Origin of the sequence: Pseudomonas khavaziana (assembly GCF_019145205.1) — a bacterium.
Lineage (GTDB): Bacteria > Pseudomonadota > Gammaproteobacteria > Pseudomonadales > Pseudomonadaceae > Aquipseudomonas > Aquipseudomonas khavaziana.
In genome coordinates, this window is record NZ_JAHSTT010000001.1 from 304,895 (window position 1) to 324,406 (window position 19,512).

Sequence of the window (19,512 nt, forward strand, 5' to 3'; positions counted from 1 at the left end):
GATCTTCATCTATTCAGTGATTACTTCTTGGCGATGATCACAGCCCGCATCGGCGCCGGCAGCCCTTCGATGGTCTTGCTGTGATCTTCGGGGTCGAGGAAGTCACTGAGCGACTGGTACTTCATCCACTCTGTCCCCCGCTGTTCCTCAACTGTGGTCACACTCACATCCACGCACCTCACCTCACTGAATCCGGCACGGCGCAGCCACAGCATCAAGGCCGGCACCGAGGGCAGGAACCACACGTTACGCATCTGTGCGTAGCGATCTTCCGGCACCAGCACCTGCTGCTGATCGCCTTCCACCACCAGGGTTTCCAGGACCAGTTCGCCGCCTTTGACCAGGGTGTCTTTCAGCGCCAGCAAGTGCTCGATCGGCGAGCGGCGGTGGTAGAACACGCCCATGGAAAACACCGTATCAAAGCCTTCCAGGTTCGCCGGCAAATCTTCGAACGGGAACGGCAGGTGCCAGGCCCGGGGCTCGGACAGGTAACGCTGCACCGCCTGGAACTGGCAGAAGAACAACCAGTTCGGGTCTACGCCAATCACGCTGTCGGCCCCGGCGCCGAGCATGCGCCACATGTAGTACCCGTTGCCGCAACCGACATCGAGGATGCGCTTGCCGTTCAGGTCCAGGTGCGGCGCGACCCGCGACCACTTCCAGTCCGAACGCCATTCGGTATCAACATGCACGCCGAACAGGTGGAATGGGCCTTTGCGCCAGGGGCTCAGGCCCATCAGGGCGGTGTGCATTTGCGCACGGGTGGCGTCGTCGCAGTCGGTATCCAGCACCAGGCAATGGAGCAGGTCGACTTCGCTGGGCTGGATCTGCGGCAGCGCATCCAGCGCGCTCTGCCATCGTTCCAGATCGCCGTGGCCCTTTTCCATCTTGCTATCGAGCTGCGCTTGCAGACCTTGGGCCCACACGGCCAAGGGAGTGCCGACCAGGTGGCGGGCGAGGGGGGACAAATCAATCATGGCAAGGCAATCAACGAGGCAAAGTTAAGACACTGGAACCACGGCACGACTTTCGAGAACCCCGCCGCCAGCAGGCGTTCGCGGTGTTCCTCGAGGCTGTCGGGCTTCATGACGTTTTCGATGGCGCTGCGCTTCTGGGCGATTTCCAGTTCGCTGTAGCCGTTGGCGCGTTTGAACGCGATATGCAGGTCGGTCAGCAGTGCGTGTTCCTCGACATCGTTGAAGCGCAGCTTTTCCGAAAGGATCAACGCCCCGCCGGGCAGCAACGATTGGCGGATACGCCCGAGCAACGCCAGGCGTTCGTCAGGGGCGATAAATTGCAGGGTGAAGTTCAGCGCCACCACCGAGGCGGGCTTAAATTGAAGGGCAAGGATATCGCCCTCGACTACCTCGACCGGCAGCAACTCCTGGAACATCGAGTCCTGGCCATTGAGGTATTCCCGGCAGCGTTCGACCATCGCCGCCGAGTTATCCACCGCGATGACCCGGCAGCCATCGGTGCGTACATGGCGACGCAGGGCCTGAGTGACGGCACCCAGGGATGAACCCAGGTCATACAACACACTGTTGGGTTGGGCAAATTGCGCGGCCAGTACGCCGAGGTTCTCGACGATGGTCGGGTAACCCGGCACCGAGCGCTTGATCATGTCCGGGAACACCCGCACCACATCCTCGTTAAAGGCGAAGTCCGGCACCTGGGGCAGGGGCTGGGCGAATAGGCGATCGGGTTCTTTGCTCACGGCTGTTCCGGCGACGATGGGGGAAAGGCCGGCATTTTAGCCAAGTTGGCCCTCGGATGCGCGGGTTGTCTGATGGAAAGCAGAGGCGGTGATGCCCCATTGCCCGAGCCAATAGGTGGTGATCAACAGATAGGGGGCCGCATCGAACGCCAGTACAAACCGATTGATACCGATCAACGTGTCGGAAAACACAAACGACACTGCACCCGCCGCCGCCAGCAGTGCCGAGCGTTTCGGCACAGCGCTGCCCAAGCGCGCCAATGCACGCCAGAGCATGGCGCTGATCACCAGCGCGTAAACCACTACCGGTACCAACAGGTCGCCCAGGCCATGGGCAATCAGAACACTCAACAGGATCGTCCCGACGCCGAGGGCCAGCATCAGGGCCAGCACCGCCAGGCGCCGGCAATCACTGAGATAGGCTTTGAGATAGGCCAGGTGCGCGCACAGGAATGCGCCCAGGCCAAAGATGAACAGGTCCCCCGGCCAGGCGAGCAGTACATCGCCCACCAGGGAAAAAATCAGCCCCAGGCTGATCCAGCGCCGATAGTCAGTGGGCGGTGCGTCATGCAGCCAACCCAGCAACGCCAGTACCGGCAGCGGCTTGACCAGCAGGCACAGCAGCGTCGCATGGGTCGCCAGGCCGTAGATGAAGGTGCCGGCGCCCATCAAAGCAAGGATCAGCCATGGCATATCAGTTCACCGTAATGGCACAGTCAAAGGTTTCGGCGGGCTCGGCTTCCGGCTCCCAAGGTTGCTGGGAGGTCAGGCGTAAACGGCCCTGGCCCGCGGCAAACGCCTGGAAGCGCCAGGTTGACTGACCACCGCCACCGATCACGCCGGATTCGCTGCTGCTGTAGACCTCGGGGCTCAAGGCGCGCAAGACACCGCCAGCGGAGTCCTGGATGGCCCAGCGATAACCGGTGGTGGGGTTGCTTGGCAGGGTGAGGATCAAGTTTTGTCCGGTTTTAAGCAGGATTGGGCAACTGCTCTGGTTTTCCACGCTGATGTTTTGCTTGGGAGCACTGGCACAAGCGGCCAGCAGGGCAAGGCTCAAGGGGAGAAGCAGGCGGGCAGCGGTCATGGGGGCTCCGTTTATACACGACGAAGGGCGAGCATAACCGAAGATGAGACAGGGTGTGACAAGCAGGAGATGTGTTGCGGCCACTGACGCCATCGGGGGCAAGTCCCCTCCCACACTTGAATGTGTTCACAAATCAAAATGTGGGAGGGGGCTTGCCCCGATGAGGCCGGTTCAGGCGCTAGAGCTCTATCAGAACAGCACCTTCGCCACATCCGCAAAGCGCTTGGCAAAGTGCACCGTCATGCCCTCCTTCAGATAGTCGGGCAATTCTTCAAAGCTGCCACGGTTCGGCTCCGGCAAGATCAACTCGTGAATTTTCTGGCGCCGCGCCGCAATCACCTTCTCGCGCACTCCGCCAATCGGCAGCACATGCCCGGTCAGCGTCAGTTCACCGGTCATCGCCACGCCTTTCTTCGGCGGTTGGTTGCGCGCCAGGGAGAGCAATGCACTGGCCATGGTCACGCCCGCGCTCGGGCCGTCTTTCGGCGTGGCGCCTTCCGGTACGTGCAAGTGCACGAAGGCTTCGTCGAAGAACTTCGGATCACCGCCAAATGACTTCAGGTTCGAGCTGATGTAGCTGTAGGCGATTTCGGCGGACTCCTTCATCACCTCACCCAACTGTCCGGTGAGCTTGAAGCCGCGATTGAGCGTGTGGATCCGCGTCGCCTCAATCGGCAACGTAGCGCCGCCCATGCTGGTCCAGGCCAGGCCGGTAATCACGCCGGTGCCGGACAAGACTTGCTCGTTACGGAACACCGGCATGCCCAGGGAGCTTTCCAGGTCCTTGTTGCCGATCTTGATCACGCGGTCGGGCTCATCCAGCAGCTTGACCACCGCCTTGCGCACCAGTTTGCCCAGTTGTTTTTCCAACTGGCGCACGCCGGCTTCCCGCGCATAACCGTCGATCAACGCACGCAAGGCGCCGTCGCTGATGGTCAGGCTGTTTTTGGCCACGCCGGCTTTTTCCAACTGTTTGGGCCACAGGTGACGCTTGGCGATGGCGACTTTTTCTTCGGTGATATAGCCCGACAGGCGAATCACTTCCATACGGTCGAGCAACGGGCCTGGGATCGAATCGAGGGTGTTGGCGGTACACACGAACAGCACTTTGGACAGGTCCAGGCGCAGGTCCAGGTAGTGGTCTAGGAATTCGACGTTCTGCTCAGGGTCCAGGGTTTCCAACAACGCCGACGCCGGGTCGCCCTGGAAGCTCTGGCCCATCTTGTCGATCTCATCGAGCATGATCACCGGGTTCATGACTTCCACGTCTTTCAACGCCTGCACCAGCTTGCCGGGCAGGGCGCCGATGTAGGTGCGGCGGTGGCCCTTGATCTCGGCCTCGTCGCGCATGCCGCCGACGCTGAAACGGTAGAAAGGTCGGCCCAGGGATTCGGCGATGGATTTACCCACACTGGTCTTGCCCACGCCCGGCGGGCCCACCAGCAGCACAATGGAGCCGGCGACTTCGCCTTTATAGGCGCCGACGGCGAGGAATTCGAGGATGCGGCTCTTGATGTCGTCCAGGCCTGCGTGATGCTTGTCCAGCACCTTGCGTGCATGCTTGAGGTCGAGCTTGTCCGCGCCGTACACGCCCCACGGTACCGAGGTGGCCCAGTCCAGGTAGTTGCGCGTCACCGCGTATTCCGGCGAGCCGGTTTCAAGGATCGACAGCTTGTTCAGTTCTTCATCGATGCGCTTTTTCGCCTGGGCCGGCAGCACCTTGCCTTCCAGGCGCTGCTCGAACTGCTCGACGTCGGCGCTGCGGTCGTCCTTGGTCAGGCCCAGCTCCTGCTGGATGACCTTGAGCTGTTCCTTGAGGAAGAATTCGCGCTGGTGTTCGCCGATCTTGCGGTTCACTTCGGCGGAGAGTTCTTTTTGCAGGCGCGCGACTTCGACTTCCTTGCGCAGCATCGGCAAGACTTTTTCCATGCGCTTGAGCATGGGCACGCAGTCCAGCACCTCCTGCAACTCGTTGCCGGTCGCCGAGGTCAGCGCGGCGGCGAAATCGGTAAGCGGCGATGGGTCATTGGGGCTGAAGCGGTTGAGGTAGTTCTTCAACTCTTCGCTGTACAGCGGGTTGAGGGGCAGCAGTTCCTTGATCGCATTGATCAGCGCCATGCCATAGGCCTTGACCTCGTCGGTCGGCTCGCTGGGCTGGTGCGGGTATTCGACTTCCACCAGGTAGGGTGGACGATGATGCTTGAGCCAGGTCTTGATGCGCACGCGGGTCAGGCCCTGGGCCACGAATTGCAGCTTGCCGTTCTCGCGGCTGGCGTGGTGCACCTTGACCAGGGTGCCGTACAGCGGCAGGGCCGAGGTGTCGAAATGCCGTGGGTCTTCGGGCGGCGTGTCCATGAAAAACAAGGCAAGAGAGTGATGGTCGGATTTGCTCACCAGCTCCAGGGTCTCGGCCCAGGGCTCTTCATTAACGATCACCGGCAACACTTGTGCCGGGAAAAACGGCCGATTGTGGATCGGGATGATGTAGACCTTGTCCGGCAGGTTTTGCCCTGGCAGGGCCAGGCCGGTGTTGGACGAGGCGGTTTCAGCGTTTTCGGGATCGGCGTAGTCGTTGAGGTCGTAATCAGGGACGTCTTGCTGGTCGCTCATGGGGCACCTGCATAAGGAAGTATGCAGGTTAGATGGGGCGGGGTTGCGGTGGTTTCAATGGTGCGGGTGCATTAGCAACATATTGCATGAAATGTCCGGAATGGCGCCTGCGATATTCCGAACTGGAAATACCTGGCAATGCGCATGCCCAATGACTGGTACGTCAATAATGTGGCGGCGTATGCCCAGTGTTTATTGGTTTTACTTATCCACAGTCCCAGCTAATCTGCTTTAGCAAAGTACTGCATGAGAATGGACGTTTTTTTGACGCCAGCCTAGCGGTCGGCAGGGACGCGTATGACAAAAGTCAGGTACAGCACAGAGCGACGAATGCTGCCCGCGGGCGCGGCGATGCAGTGGCGCCACACCTTTCAAACCCGCATCGCGGGGGTGCTTGCATTGTTGCTGCTGGGGGTCGTGTGCGGCACCTATTTTGCCGTCAAGGCCGCCACCACCCGCGCGGTGGAGAACCAGGCCGAGGTGCAGTTGGACACTGGGCGGCAAGTATTCGAGCGCCTGCTGGACCTGCGCGGGCGCCGCTTGCAATACGGGTTGGATTGGCTGACCACCGATGGCCCGTTCAAGCGGGCTGTGGCTGCTGGCGCAACTGTACCGATCCTGAAGGCCCTGGGACGACATAGTAACGGTGTCAGTTCCAGCGAAGTGTTTGTGCTGGGCCTGGATGACAAAGTCACGGTCAGTACCTTGCCGGTACTGAGTCAAGGCCAATCCTTCCCCTATGCCGATGCCTTGCGCAAGGCGCGGCGTAGCGGCCAGCAGATGTTGATAGTTGCCATGGCCGGGCTTCCCTATTTGCTGGTGCAAAAAGAGGTGCTCGGCCCTGCACCTGTCGCCCGGGTGATCATGGGCTTTCCCATGGACACGCAATTTGCCTATGAACTGCGCTCCATGAGCAACCTTGAGGTGTCATTCCTCAGCGTGCAGGACGGCCTTGTGGGGCAACTTTTCAGCACCCAGCCGGGCAATTTCCAGCCGAGTATCATCAGCCTCCTGCATGGTCCACCCACCAATCCCGACGGGCACATCCACCTGTTCCATGGCGAGCGCGTGCTCAGCCAGGTGTTATCCCTGGCCAACAGTGGTGGGGGCGACGAGGTGCGGGTGCTGCTACAACGCCCCCTGGACCATGCCCTGGAATCCTTTGCGCCGCTGGACCGACAATTCCTCGGGATCGCCCTGGTGGTACTGCTGGTCTCGCTGGCGGCGGCGTTGTTCCTCGCACGGCGTGTCTCACGCCCGCTCAATGCATTGGTGCAGGCCGCTGAACGCATCGGTGCCGGTGACTACCGCACGCCGGTACGGGTACGTAGTCACGATGAATTCGGTTTGCTGGCCCGGGCCTTCAATGCCATGCAAAGCGGCATCGCCATGCGCGAACGGCAGTTGGCCCATAATGCCTTGCATGACCCGCTCACCGGCCTGCCCAATCGTGCCCTGGCCATGGAGCGCCTGGGCAGTGCGATCAGCGCACGCAGGCCAGTGGTGTTGCTGTACCTGGGGATTGAAAACTATCGGGTCATCAATGAAGGCTTCGGCCCCCAAGGCGTCGAGGATATGTTGTGCGAAGCCAGTCGTTGCTTGTCCATGAGCCTGCTGGCCAGCGACACTGCGGCACGCATCGCCGGTAGTGAGTTTTTGCTGTTGCTGGAGAACACCGGGATCGACTGCGCCGTGTCCCGCGCCGATCGTCTCTATGGGCTACTGACCGAGCCCCAGCGCATCGGCAACGACGAAGTGCGCCATGAAGTGAGCATCGGCATTGCCGCCTACCCCGCACACGGGCAGCAGGTGGAAGAGCTGATCAGTCGCGCGGCCATCGCCCGGCATGACGCGGCCAACCTGCCGGGTCATTTGCAGATCTACCAGCCTGATCGCGACCTTGCTCACCAGCGCCAGATTACCCTGATCCGCGATCTGCGCCGGGCGGTGGTGGAGGGCGAACTGTTCCTGTGCTACCAGCCCAAACTCGACCTCACGCACGGCCATGTCGACCAGGCCGAAGCCTTGCTGCGTTGGCAACATCCGACCCTTGGGCAGGTGTTACCCAATGAGTTCATTCCTCTGGCCGAACGCACCGGCAGCATGGGCGGACTGACGTTGTGGGTGATCGAAGAGGCTATCCGCCAGATCGCCGAATGGGCGCAGCGTGGACTGGTTATCCAGCTGTCGGTGAATATTTCCGTAAACGACTTGGCCGATGACGACTTGGCCATTCGCGTTACTGCGCTATTGGCTCAATACCGCGTGGCTGCCGAGCACTTGATTTTCGAGATTACCGAAAGCGCGATCATGCACAACCCACAGCAAGCTCTCAGCGTACTGGAGCAACTGCGCGACTGCGGGATCAGCCTGTCGGTGGATGATTTCGGCACCGGTTACTCATCCCTCGCCCAATTGCAGCGCCTGCCAGTGCAGGAGTTGAAGATAGACCAGTCTTTTGTGCGCAACCTCGACAGCACCAGCGGCGATGGGGTGATCGTGCGTTCCACCATCGAGATGAGCCATAACCTGGGCCTCAAGGTGGTGGCCGAAGGCGTGGAATTCGAGCACAGCCTCACCCTGCTCAAACGCTGGAAATGCGATACAGCCCAGGGCTACCTGATCAGCCGGCCCTTGAATGCCATGGCGTTTGAGATGTGGATGAGGCGTGAACGGATGCCTACTTAGCAGGCATCTCAGTCACCAGGGACTGCAATAGCGCCCATAACCCTTCGACATGCTGGCGTTCGGTGCCCAGCGCGCCGATGGATACGCGCACCATCCAGCGGTCATCGAGGATCGCAGGGGTGACGTAGGCACGGCCTGACTGGTTGAGCTCTTCTGCCCAGGCGCGGGTGTGCTTATCCAGCGCTTCGCCGTTCAACCCTGGCGGTTCATGGCGAATGCACAGGGTTTGCAGTGCCGGTGCGGCCACCAGTTTCCAATGCGCACTGCCTTCAATCTGCTCGGCCAGCCAACGTGCATTGGCCAGGTCTCGCCGCAGCCGCGCTTGCAGGCCGCTGACGCCTTGCTCGCGGATCAGGAACCACAGCTTCAGGGCGCGGAAGCGGCTGCCCAGGGAAATTCGCCAATCGCGGTAGTTTCTGACGTGGCCGTCGGCGTTGGACTGCAGGTAACTCGGGTTGGTGGTCATGATGCGAATCAGATGCTCGGGGTCGCGAACGAAGTACACCGAGCAATCGAAGGCCGCGCCCAGCCACTTATGCGGGTTGAGGACCATGGAGTCGGCGTTTTCGATACCACGCCACAGCGCCCGGCATTCCGGCAGGATCATCGCAGCGCCGGCCATGGCCGAGTCGACATGCAGCCACAAGCCATGGCGTTGGGTCAGTTCGCCAATCGCATCCAGGGGGTCGATCGCCATGGCGGCTGTGGTCCCGGTGGTGGCAATCACCACGCAGGGGCGGTTGCCGGCGGCCAGGTCCTGCTCGATGGCTTGCGCTAATGCCTGGGGCGACATGGCGTTGCGTTCGTCGGTGGCGACCGTGCGGATATTGTTCTGGCCGAATCCGGCGAGAATAGCCGCCTTGTTCACTGAACTATGGGCGTGGGCTGAGGTGTAGACGATCAGGGGCGCGCCGCGGTCTTGCAGGCCGTCATGCATCAGCGCGTACTGGGAGCTGCGTTCCCTGGCGCTGATGAGTGCCACTAAGGTGGAGGTGGATGCGGAATCCTGGATCACGCCGCTCCATTCGCGGCTCAGGCCGATCATGTCACGCAGCCAATCGGTGGTCACTTCTTCAATTTCGGTAAGCGCCGGGCTGGATTGCCAAGACAATCCCACCACACCCAAGCCGGTGCTCAGGCAATCGCCCAGTACCGAAGACAGTTCCACGTTGGAGGGGAAGAATCCGAAAAAACTCGGATGTTGCCAGTGCAGCAGCCCGGGCATGATCAGTTTTTCCACATCCCCCATGATCTGTTCAAAGGGTTCGGCGCTTTCAGGCGGGCTCACCGGCAGAGCGGCTTTGATTTCGCCAGGAACAGTCGTGGGCTGCACGCCGCGTTGCTCGATGTTTTGTCGATAGTCTGCGATCAGATCGATCATGGCGTAGCCATGGCGACGGAATTCTTCGGGAGTCATAAAAAAATATCCATTTGCAAGCGGGTTAAAAGTATCAGCACCAGAAATAAAACGGTTCGCCAGCGGTATAGCCGATAAACGACTGCATGCTGATACGTTTCCCCGACTCGAATCCGCAAATGGCGTGGGGCCGGCGGGTGTTGATGATCACCAATTCGTTTTTGCGCGGCTGGATACGCAACGGCTTCTGCAAACGGTCCTCAGGCAGCTGGGCGCCTTCGAAACGCTTGACCTCGTCATAGGCAAAGGCCTCGGTATCCCAGATGATCAACTCTCCGCCTGACGGCGGCGTTTCCAGATAAATATTGGCGCTGAATTGGTGTTCCAGTTCCGCGATCGACAGGGGGAGGCAATCAACATGGGGAACCGTTTCCGAGAGGTGCGCGGTCTCGGGAAACATGGCGCGGATAATTCCGCAGAACATCGGTTGGCCTTGAAAAGCCGCGGTGACTGCGCCTTGCGGCCAGATCTCCTGGAGCTGGTCCATCAGGTGTTGGATGGGTGGCTTTTCAGGGGCGCAAATGCTGTCGATCACCCTGCGCATATGGGCCGCGTCAGCATAATATTTAGCTTGGGCATCGCTGCCGGCAGCCTTGCCGTAGGTGGAGTTGAACGGGGTGCCCCAGCGATGCACGCCATAGAAGTGTTGTACGACGTGGCCATCCTCGTAGGTTTCATGGCTGTATTGTTCCAGCGTGTCGGCCTCACCAATGATTTGATTTAACCGCTCGCTGGTTTTGGCGTTCGCAAACTCAGGTATTCGGATGGCAAGCACTTCTCCACTGATCAGTTGTTTCAGACTTGAAGTGTCGAGGTATTCGAGTTCTATAATTTTTGCTGATTTGGACGTAGTTGGTTTTGTCGCAGCATGGTCCATCATGTTCAGAAGCTCCCTTAAGAGTTTTATCAGTGTGCGTATAGGGTACGCAGGGCGTGTGCACTAAATTAGTTTTAAGGGCGCAGGGGACCGATAGGACTTTTCTTGAACCGCCGGTTTTTTAGCCGGCTGATGAATCACGCGTTAGCGATCGTTAATTTTTGTCAGACGAAAAAAAGGCGGCTACCCATCAGGTAGCCGCCTTTGTTTTACCGCCGGTCCTGCTTAATCCGGCAGTTTGAACGCCATCACATAGTCACCCTGTTTGGTACCCAGGGAACCATGACCGCCAGCCATGACCAGCACGTATTGCTTGCCGTCCTTGCCGGTGTAGGTCATCGGTGTGGTTTGCGCGCCTGCAGGCAGGCGGCCTTCCCACAGTTGCTTGCCGTTTTTCACGTCATAGGCACGCAGGTACTGGTCGAGGGTGCCGCTGAGGAACGCGACGCCACCGGCGGTGGTGAACGTACCGCCCAGGCTTGGCACACCCATGGTCAGCGGGATCGGAACCGGCGAGCTGTCACGCACGGTGCCGTTCTTGTGCATCCAGATGGTCTGGTGGTTGGTCAGGTCGACCGCTGCCACGTAGCCCCACGCTGGTGCCTGGCACGGCAGGCCCATCGGCGACAGCAGCGCTTCGAGGATCACGCCGTACGGCGCGCCTTTGTTCGGCTGTACACCTTCGGTTTCGCTGACGCGTGGGCCTTGCTTGGCGATGTCTGCAGCCGGGATCAGCTTCGATTTGAACGCCATGTAGCTCGGGTTCACGAAGGCGATCTGGCGGACCGGATCGACCGAGATGCCGCCCCAGTCGAATACACCGAAGTTACCCGGGTAAACGATCGAGCCTTGCAGCGATGGCGGGGTGAACGGGCCGTCGTAGCGCATCGACTTGAAGTCGATCCGGCAGATCAGTTGGTCGAACGGCGTAACGCCCCACATGTCGCGCTCTTTCAACGGCGGCGGCATGAAGTTCAGGTCGGACTTGGGCTGGGTAGGGGAGGTACGGTCGCCCGCCACTGCGCCTTGGGGTACGGCAACTTCGTGGATTGGCACCACCGGCTGGCCGGTAGCGCGGTCCAGCACGTAGATGCTGCCTTGCTTGGTCGACGCCATCACGGCCTGCTTGACGCCGGCTTCAGTCTTGATGTCGATCAGCGAAGGCTGGCCGCCGACGTCCATATCCCACAGGTCGTGGTGGGTGAACTGGAAGGTCCACTTCACGTGGCCGGTGTCGATGTCCAGGGCGGTCAGGCCAGCGGCGTATTTTTCCGAATCGTCGGTACGGTCGCCGCCGTACTGGTCGGGCATCTGGTTGCCCATCGGCAGGTAGAGCATGCCGAGTTTTTCATCCACGGCGAACATGGACCACATGTTCGGCGAGTTGCGGGTGTAAGTCTTGCCCTCGGCCAACGGGGTGGTGTCGTCCGGGTTGCCGCTGTCCCAGTTCCACACCAGTTTGCCGGTGTGCACGTCGAACGCACGGATCACGCCGCTTGGTTCGTCGATGGAAACGTTGTCGGTCACGTGACCGCCGATCACCACCAGGTTCTTGGTCACGGCCGGTGGCGAGGTGGAGTAGTAACCGCCTGGGGCGAAGCTGCCGATGTTGGCACGCAGGTCGACCTGGCCTTTGTCACCGAAGTCTTCGCACATCTTGCCGGTGTCGGCATTCAGGGCGATCAGGCGAGTGTCAGCAGTAGGGACGAATATGCGTTTCGGGCAGGCATTCGGCGCGGCAGCCGGGCTGGCGCTGCCGGTGGGGCTCTGCTCGGAAGCGTAGGCAGCGTCATCGTGGTACGACACGCCACGGCAAGTCATGTGCGCCCAACCCTTGAAGCTTTCAGCACCCTGGGTGGTGATCTTCGGGTCGAAACGCCAGATTTCCTTGCCGGTGTCCGGGTCCAGGGCAATCACTTGGCTGTGCGGTGTGCACACGTAGAGCATGCCGTTGACTTTCAGCGGGGTGTTTTCCGCGGTGGTTTCACCGGGATCGCCTGGGCCAGGGATGTCGCCGGTACGGAAGGTCCAAGCGGGTACCAGCTTATGCGCGTTTTCCGGGGTGATCTGCGCCAATGGCGAATAACGATCACCGTGGGCGGAACGGCCATAGGAATTCCAGTCGCCATCAGCCTGGGCCGGCGCAGCGCTGGCCATGCCCGGTACCGCGTCGCGGTCCAACTGGCCGGTCTTGACCATTTCACCTGGGTTGGTGAACTGGCTGGCCAGGGCGGTAGCACCGGCCAGCACCACGGCTACGCTCAGCGCGCCAGTGCCCAGCGGCGCGGCTTGGCCACGCAACAACGGACGGCGAAACCACGGCAGCAACATGACGATGCCCAGGGCGAACAGCAGCGCCAGGCGCGGCACCAGTTGCCACCAGTCCAGACCGACTTCCCACAGTGCCCACACGGTGCTGGCGAACAACACCAGTGCGTACAGGCCCAGGGCGGCGCGGCGGGTGGCGAGCAGCAACACGCCGGTCAAGGCGATGCCGATACCGGCCAGCAGGTAGTACAGCGACCCGCCGAGCATGCTCAGCTTGACGCCACCGGCCAGCAAGGCCAGACCCATGATCAGCAGCAAGATCCCCAGCAGCCTGGGCAGCAGGCGGCTTGGGCTTGAAGCACCATCAGTGCTCATAGTGTGTTTCTCCGTGACGTTGGAATAATTATGTAACCCCGTGCTTCACTCACTGTAGATGACGATTCAGCTCGGGCTTGGTTCATCGTTATTTTTGGTTTTTTCTGTGGATAACTGAGTTACCCACAGGCGGGCAATAACCCCTCCAGCGCTGGTCGATGTGAGACAGCGCTGTCTTTGCGTATAGGAAAATTGGCAAAGGGGATTGACCGGGAGGTGAAGCGTTTCAGATTGTTGCGAAGGATAATGCGGTGTGGCGTTTTGAGAAAGGGTGAATCGCAAGATGCATCATTTCAGTTTTTGTAACAGTGACTGAATGTCGCTGCAAAATTGAAGTGGGAGAGTGTGGGTGGTGTCGGCGCCGCTGGAGCGCAACTCGCCGGCGCCGAGGCTGCCTTTTCCTTGCAGGCTATATTCAATGCCATGCTTCCACCTGTACGCCTCGTCGGCTAAGGTGCGCGGCTGTGTTTCCTCTATTTGCAAAAGGCCCGGCATGACCGCGACAAGCAACGACCCGCTTCACGGTGTGACCCTGCAACACGTGCTCACCACCCTGGTGGAACATTATGAGTGGAGCGGCCTGGCCGAGCGCATTGATATCCGCTGCTTCAAGAGCGACCCGAGCATCAAGTCGAGCCTGACCTTCCTGCGCAAGACCCCGTGGGCGCGGGAGAAAGTCGAAAGCCTGTACGTCAAGCTGATGCGTACCAAACGCCCGCTGGATTGAGGCCATGAAGCGCTTTGTGGCGGCAGCGGCGCTGGCCGGTTGGGTGGGGCTGGCGATCCAGCAATACCTGATCTTCTATTCACGCTGGAGTATCGACGCCAGCCTGCTGGGTGGGCTGATCAGCTTTTTCAGTTTCTTTACGGTGCTGACCAACACCCTGGCGGTGGTGGTGCTCAGTTATGCAGGGGTCAAGCGCGACTCAGCGATGAAACGCTTTTTCCTGGCGCCGGTGGTCAGCAGCGCAATCGCCGTGAGCATCATTGTGGTGAGCCTGGCGTACAACCTGCTGTTGCGGCATTTGTGGAGCCCTGAAGGCTTTCAATTTATTGCGGATGAATTGCTGCATGACGTGATGCCGTTGCTGTTTGTGATTTATTGGTGGCAGTGCGTGCCCAAGGGGCAGCTGCGTTTGCGGCACATCGGTGCCTGGGTCATCTACCCATTGGTGTACTTCGGTTATGCACTGCTGCGCGGGGATTTACTCGGACAGTATCAGTACCCGTTCATTGATGTGCTGACCCTGGGTTACCCACAGGTGTTCGTGAATGCCGGGGGACTATTGGCGGGGTTTGTGCTGGTGGCGTTGGTGGTGGTAGGGCTGGATAAACGCCTGGGCCGGGCGCACTCCAACTGATATAGCTGATTCGACTTGCGCCCGATGGCGGTGGGTCAGCCTTGGATGTATTTACTGATCCTTCCTCATCGGGGCATAGGTATCTACACAACTTCTGGTATGGCGCTGTACCTGTGGGAGGGGGCTTGCTCCCGATGGCGGCCTCAGGGCCGACCAGTATGTTGGATCAGAGCGAGTACATATCCATTGCTGCGGTAACGGCCACTTAGGGTTCCGCCCTTACGGCGGGTCACTTTTGAAAAGCCGGAATGCCGGCCCAGGCAAAAGTAACCAAACGCTCTTGCCCCACCACTCGGCACCTCGCCCAGGCTCGGTGTGCCCGTAATCCGACACGGATTTGGGCCAGCGTGGTTTAACGGGGCGCCTAAGATCAAGATCAAAAGCAGATCAAGCTCAAGAGCGACTCGCTTCGCATCGTGGTTACTGATGGTCGCTATGGCGCAGTTGTGTAGATACCCATGCTCATCGGGGGCAAGCCCCATCCCACAGGTCCAGGGCCTACCCAATGTTGTAGATATCCATGGCCATTTATTCTTCTTCGCTACCCTCGGCCCGCCAGTAGCCCACAGCCTTCAAGAATTCCTCGTTGACCTTGTGCGTATCCAGCAGCACGCGCCGTATCTGGCGTGACAGCTTGGTTTCGGTTGCGACGAAGCTGTACAGCGTGCCGCCAGGCGGCGTCAGATTGCGTACTACATCGAGCAGGTCTTCCTGGCCGCGCACCACCCAAATAGTCTTAACATCCGCAGCGCTCTCCAGCACTTGCTGTTCCGCCGCGTCGGCGATTTCTATCACCGCCAGCACCTTGCGACCCGCCGGCAGTTCTTCCAGGCGCCGCGCGATGGCCGGGATGGCGGTTTCATCGCCAATCAACAGGTAGCTGTCGAAGATATCCGGCACGATCATCGAGCCCCGCGGCCCGCCGATATACAGGTGCTGGCCGACCTGCGCCTGCTCGGCCCAGGTGGACGCGGGGCCGTCGCCGTGCAGCACGAAGTCGATATCCAGTTCACCGATGCTCAAATCGTAACGTCGTGGCGTGTAATCGCGCATGGCCGGTTGCGGCCCGTCGCCTTTGATAGTGAACGTCGGGCTTTCCAGTGCGGCTTGTTCGGCGGCGTTCTGCGGGAACAACAGCTTGATGTGGTCGTCGCTGCCCAGGCTGACAAAACCGGCCAACTCAGGACCGCCCAAGGTGATGCGACGCATGCGCGGCGTGAGGTCGACCACCCGCAGGACTTGCAGGCGGCGGCGTTTGATTTCGTGGGTAACGCGATGGATGGCTTGAGTGTTCATTGGTCTTTCCCGTCGACAATGGCTTGGGCGGTGCCGTTAAGCAGCGCCGCGACACGAACGATTTCTTCCGGGCTCCAGCGCCCATGGTGCGAATGCAGGGCGTGACGCAGGTTGTGCACCGCCTCGTGGATTTCCGGCGGGCGGTCGTGGCCACGCAGTGAGCGCTTGCTCACTTCCATGCGCATGCGAATGCCTTGGAGGGCAACCGACTGTTCGCTTAAGAAGAAACGACCGGCGTCGGTGATTGTGTAGTGTTTTTTTCCGCCTTCGGCGTCACCGCTGATCAATTCGCTTTCTTCAAGGAAGGTCAGGGTCGGGTAGATCACGCCCGGGCTTGGGGTATAGGCGCCATCGAACAGGCTTTCGATTCGGCGAATCAAGTCGTAGCCATGGCAAGGCTGCTCGGCGATCAGCGCCGGCAGCAGCAGTTTCAAGTCGCCCGGTGCGAATACGCGTGGACCGCGGCCGGGGCGTTTATCGAAGCCGTCACGGCCATCGTGAGGAAGGTGTTCTCTCATCTTTTAAGTTCTCCGTCTTGGTTAAGATAGAACTTAAGATATATCTTTAATCTTGGCAAGCTTGAGCGACTGATGGTCGCTCAAGTGGCAGGAGGGCGGGTGGAGGATCAGTTGCTGGCGTGATCGCGGAAGCCGGGCACGTCCATTATCTTCGATGCACAGAGGCCCGCTTGATCACCGGTGACACAGTGCCTTCCCCGTTGCTTCCAGATATGGCACCAGCATTGGCGCCATACCCTTGAGCACTTGCACCGGCAATGCCGAGGTAAAGGTGAAGCCTTGGGCCGAGCTGCCGGGTACGAACGCGGTGAGGGTGCCGAAGTGACGGTCGCCGATAAAGAACACAAAGGTGGCGGTGCGGTTGATTGCCTTGGAACTGAGTATCCGCCCACCGGCGCCGATGGCTTCGATGCGGTTGTCGCCGGTGCCGGTCTTGCCGCCCATGGCCAGGGGCGTGCCATCGGCCAGTTTGAAACTGCCGGCCACGCGTTTGGCGGTGCCGGCGTCTACCACCTGGGACAGGGCACCGCGCAGGGCCTGGGCCACTTCCAACGGCATCACGCGCTTGCTGCGGTTGGGGTCGTTGACCAGGCGGGTGTCATAGGGCGTGCCGGCGCCGAAGTGCAGGCTGTCGATGCGCAGTACCGGTAGACGCACGCCGTCGTTGAGGATGATCCCCATCAATTCGGCCAGGGCCGCCGGACGGTCGCCGGAACTGCCGATGGCGCTGGCCAGGGATGGCACCAGATGGTCGAAGGGGTAGCCGACGGCCTGCCAGCGCTGGTGGATCTCCAGGAAGGCTTCGACCTCAAGCATGGTGCGGATGCGACTGTCACGGGCGCTCTGATGGCGGCTCTTGAACAACCAGCTATAAACCTCCTGGCGTTCGAACTGACTGGCCTTGACCACCTCACTGAACGTCGCTTCGGGATGGTTGAGCAGGTAGCCCACCAGCCACAGGTCCAGCGGGTGAACCTTGGCGATATAGCCTTGGTCCGGCAGGTCATAGGCCCCGGGGCCATAATCTCGATAGAGTTTTTGCAGGCGTTCGTCACTGAGTTTTTCATTCGTCTTGGTTCCGGTCAGGTGCGCACGCACGAACCGGTTGAAGCTGTCCTGGCTGGCGTCGGGCAACAGGTAGCGGTGCACGGCGGCCAGGCGCATGGGGGTGGGGCGCAGGCCGTCGAGAAAGGTATCGAGGCGCGCCTGGGTATCTTTCTTCTGGTACTTCTTCCAGAACTTGCGCAGGTAGGTCGTACCTTCACGGTCAGCAAAACCGGCGAGGTATTCCTGACGGCGCGGGTCGCTGTCGTCCTTGAGCAGTGCGGCGCTGTTGTTGGCGCCAGAGTAGGTGGTGAAGCGCACCAGATCGCGCATCAAGCGGATGAAGGGCAGGTTGATCGACTCGCGCAGGGCGTCACGCAAGGTCGGATTGCGGTGGTTGTCTTCATTGCGAAAATTATGGAAGTGATGCAGGCCGCCACCGGTGAAAAAACCTTCGTAGGGGCTGGCCGAGTAGGTGCGGTCGAGGGCGGCATCGAGCATGTTTGCCAGGGATTTATCCGCGGCCTGGATCAGGTAGTCGACGGCCCAGCGGCTGATGCGGTCCTGCTCGGCGATGTCGAGTTTCTTCAGGGCGGCCGGGGCCAGTGCGGCGTACTTCTCGTGCAGCTCGGCGATGATCTGCAGGTAGGTGGTGAGCACCCGCAGCTTGGCGGTGGAACCCAGTTCGAGCTTGCTGCCCTCGTTGATATCGAAAGGCTGGTCGGTGTTGTCGGTCTGCACCCGCACCCGCGCACCGTCGGTGGTGCGCTCGAACAGGGTAAAACTGTAGCGCACCTGCGCGGTGCTGGCGGGGCTGAGCAAGCGTTCACCGAGCAGGCCGAGCTTGGCGGCGTTGGTCGGGTCGGCGAGTTGCTTGAGGTAGTCGGTGAGCTGGTTCTGCAAGGGGCCTTGCAAGGTACTGGTGGCGGCCAGGTCAAGGCGATCCAGGTCGTACAGCGGGCGGTTGAGCAGGCCGGCCAATTGGCTGCGCGCCACGCTGATGCCTTTGTTGCTGTCGACCCGTTGCAACGTCGGTTGCTGTTGCCAGTCACGGAAACTGACCTGGGCTGCCAGCGCCGCCTTGGTTAGCGCTGCATCAATGATCTGATGATGAGCCAGCAATCGAAGGTGGCTGTCGGTCAACTGGGCCAGCTCGTCGCGGCCCTTGATCAGGTAATGGGAAGGCCGGCGCTGGGCAATCATCAACGACAGTACCTGGCGCAAGGCCAAGCCCCGTGCGGCGAGGCTGGCCGCAGACTGGCCAGTGTCCGCCAGCGCCCGGTTGACCTGGGCAAAATCGGCGCCGTACCACACCCGCAGCCCTTCGGCCATGCCATGCACTTCGCCATGGCCGGGCACCGCCGACAGCGGCACGCTGTTGAGGTAGTCGCGCACCACGTTCTGCCGGGCGACCAGGGTGTCGGGGCCATGCTGGTAGGCGCGCACGCTGGCGGACAGCATCTGGCGGATTTTCTCGCTGCCCGATAGGGTCAGGCCCTCGGGTGAGTGGCGGTACTTTTCCAGCTGGGTCGCCAAGGTACTGCCGCCGGCCGCCTGCCCGGGCAAGTGCAACTGGCGGGCGACTTGCGACCAGGCCGCCTTGGCAAAGCGCGGCCAATCCACGGCCGGGTTGGCCTGGGCCGGGTCGGGGTCCAGCAGTTCGCGGTTTTCGATGAATAACAGGCTGTGCACCAGCAGCGGCGGTACGTCGGTGAAATGTGCATATAACTGTGGCGGGTAGCTGAACTGATACAGCGGCATGGCGCGGCAATCGGTGATTGCCAACCCGGCCTGGAGTTTCTCGGCGTAGGGAATAAATAGCCCATGGCGGCTGTAATTCATCAGCGCCTCGGAGAAGCGCGCCTGGGATGCGATCACGTAGTTGCGCTTGAGCAGGCGCGGCAGGAACTCGTCCAGGGCGCTGTAGCCCAGGCGCTGGTCAAAGGGACCGGCGCCGGGATACACCATGGCGTCGCTGGCGCCGGGGCCGACGCTGTAGGTCAGATCGCTCGCCCACTGGCTGAACAAGCGGGCTTGCCAGTGGGCGCTACGCATTTCCCGTAGTGCGGCATAACCGGCGGCGACTACGACCATCAACACAATCAGCCAGCCCAACCGTCGCCAGAGGCGAGGCGGCGGTTTGTTTTTCGACAAAGGCGCGGTGGACGGGCTGTCGTTGTTGACTTCAGCCTTGCTCGGATCGGTTTGCCACAGAGCGCCCATAGTCGATTGATCCATGCGTGCAGATTGATCGGAC

General features: G+C 60.7%; 14 protein-coding genes. 3 read left to right on the forward strand and 11 right to left on the reverse strand.

Features of this window, described 5'->3' with window-relative positions; all coding sequences use genetic code 11:
• Nucleotides 1-20: 20 nt before the first annotated feature.
• The 5 genes from cmoB to lon form a co-directional block, all read right to left on the reverse strand.
• Complete coding sequence (gene cmoB / locus KVH01_RS01330) at nt 21-977, reverse strand: tRNA 5-methoxyuridine(34)/uridine 5-oxyacetic acid(34) synthase CmoB (RefSeq protein WP_217880186.1); 957 nt, start codon at nt 975-977, stop codon at nt 21-23.
• Nucleotides 974-1,717: a carboxy-S-adenosyl-L-methionine synthase CmoA gene (gene cmoA / locus KVH01_RS01335; RefSeq protein WP_217880187.1), complete on the reverse strand. Its 744-nt coding sequence runs from the start codon at nt 1,715-1,717 to the stop codon at nt 974-976. Before cmoA ends, cmoB begins: the two co-directional genes overlap by 4 nt.
• 36 nt (nt 1,718-1,753) lie before the next feature.
• Nucleotides 1,754-2,410, reverse strand: coding sequence for a lysoplasmalogenase (locus tag KVH01_RS01340; protein ID WP_217880188.1), 657 nt, complete (start codon nt 2,408-2,410; stop codon nt 1,754-1,756).
• Between the two features lies 1 nt (nt 2,411).
• The gene (locus tag KVH01_RS01345; RefSeq protein WP_217880189.1) at nt 2,412-2,801 is read right to left on the reverse strand and encodes a protease inhibitor I42 family protein; all 390 of its coding nucleotides are present in this window, start codon (nt 2,799-2,801) and stop codon (nt 2,412-2,414) included.
• A 189-nt stretch (nt 2,802-2,990) separates the two neighbouring features.
• Nucleotides 2,991-5,411, reverse strand: a complete 2,421-nt coding sequence (lon, locus tag KVH01_RS01350) for an endopeptidase La (RefSeq protein WP_225923948.1) — start codon at nt 5,409-5,411, stop codon at nt 2,991-2,993.
• A 351-nt stretch (nt 5,412-5,762) separates the two neighbouring features.
• Between lon and KVH01_RS01355 the strand changes: the two genes are divergently transcribed.
• Nucleotides 5,763-8,099 (forward strand): putative bifunctional diguanylate cyclase/phosphodiesterase, encoded by a 2,337-nt coding sequence (locus KVH01_RS01355; protein WP_217880597.1) that lies wholly within the window; start codon nt 5,763-5,765, stop codon nt 8,097-8,099.
• Here the strand turns inward: KVH01_RS01355 and KVH01_RS01360 are convergent.
• The 3 genes from KVH01_RS01360 to KVH01_RS01370 all read right to left on the reverse strand — a co-directional run bounded on the left by KVH01_RS01360 (nt 8,092) and on the right by KVH01_RS01370 (nt 13,036).
• Nucleotides 8,092-9,516, reverse strand: a complete 1,425-nt coding sequence (locus KVH01_RS01360) for a pyridoxal phosphate-dependent decarboxylase family protein (protein WP_217880190.1) — start codon at nt 9,514-9,516, stop codon at nt 8,092-8,094. The two genes, KVH01_RS01355 and KVH01_RS01360, sit on opposite strands and share 8 nt — an antisense overlap.
• Nucleotides 9,517-9,550: 34 nt before the next feature.
• Entirely contained in the window at nt 9,551-10,396 is an 846-nt protein-coding gene (locus tag KVH01_RS01365) for a 2OG-Fe(II) oxygenase (RefSeq protein ID WP_217880191.1), read from the reverse strand.
• Nucleotides 10,397-10,618: 222 nt separating this feature from the next.
• The gene (locus KVH01_RS01370; protein ID WP_043048685.1) at nt 10,619-13,036 is read right to left on the reverse strand and encodes a glucose/quinate/shikimate family membrane-bound PQQ-dependent dehydrogenase; all 2,418 of its coding nucleotides are present in this window, start codon (nt 13,034-13,036) and stop codon (nt 10,619-10,621) included.
• A 493-nt stretch (nt 13,037-13,529) separates the two neighbouring features.
• Between KVH01_RS01370 and KVH01_RS01375 the strand changes: the two genes are divergently transcribed.
• Complete coding sequence (locus KVH01_RS01375) at nt 13,530-13,763, forward strand: VF530 family protein (protein WP_043048686.1); 234 nt, start codon at nt 13,530-13,532, stop codon at nt 13,761-13,763.
• A 4-nt stretch (nt 13,764-13,767) separates the two neighbouring features.
• A complete protein-coding gene (locus tag KVH01_RS01380) occupies nt 13,768-14,397 on the forward strand; it encodes a Pr6Pr family membrane protein (protein WP_217880192.1) in 630 nt (209 codons plus the stop codon).
• A 528-nt stretch (nt 14,398-14,925) separates the two neighbouring features.
• On the opposite strand, the gene KVH01_RS01385 is transcribed toward KVH01_RS01380, so the two are convergent.
• The 3 genes from KVH01_RS01385 to KVH01_RS01395 form a co-directional block, all read right to left on the reverse strand.
• Nucleotides 14,926-15,693: a siderophore-interacting protein gene (locus tag KVH01_RS01385; RefSeq protein ID WP_217880193.1), complete on the reverse strand. Its 768-nt coding sequence runs from the start codon at nt 15,691-15,693 to the stop codon at nt 14,926-14,928.
• Nucleotides 15,690-16,211: a PadR family transcriptional regulator gene (locus KVH01_RS01390; RefSeq protein ID WP_217880194.1), complete on the reverse strand. Its 522-nt coding sequence runs from the start codon at nt 16,209-16,211 to the stop codon at nt 15,690-15,692. Before KVH01_RS01390 ends, KVH01_RS01385 begins: the two co-directional genes overlap by 4 nt.
• A 174-nt stretch (nt 16,212-16,385) precedes the next feature.
• Nucleotides 16,386-19,478, reverse strand: a complete 3,093-nt coding sequence (locus KVH01_RS01395) for a transglycosylase domain-containing protein (RefSeq protein ID WP_217880195.1) — start codon at nt 19,476-19,478, stop codon at nt 16,386-16,388.
• Nucleotides 19,479-19,512 lie beyond the last annotated feature (34 nt).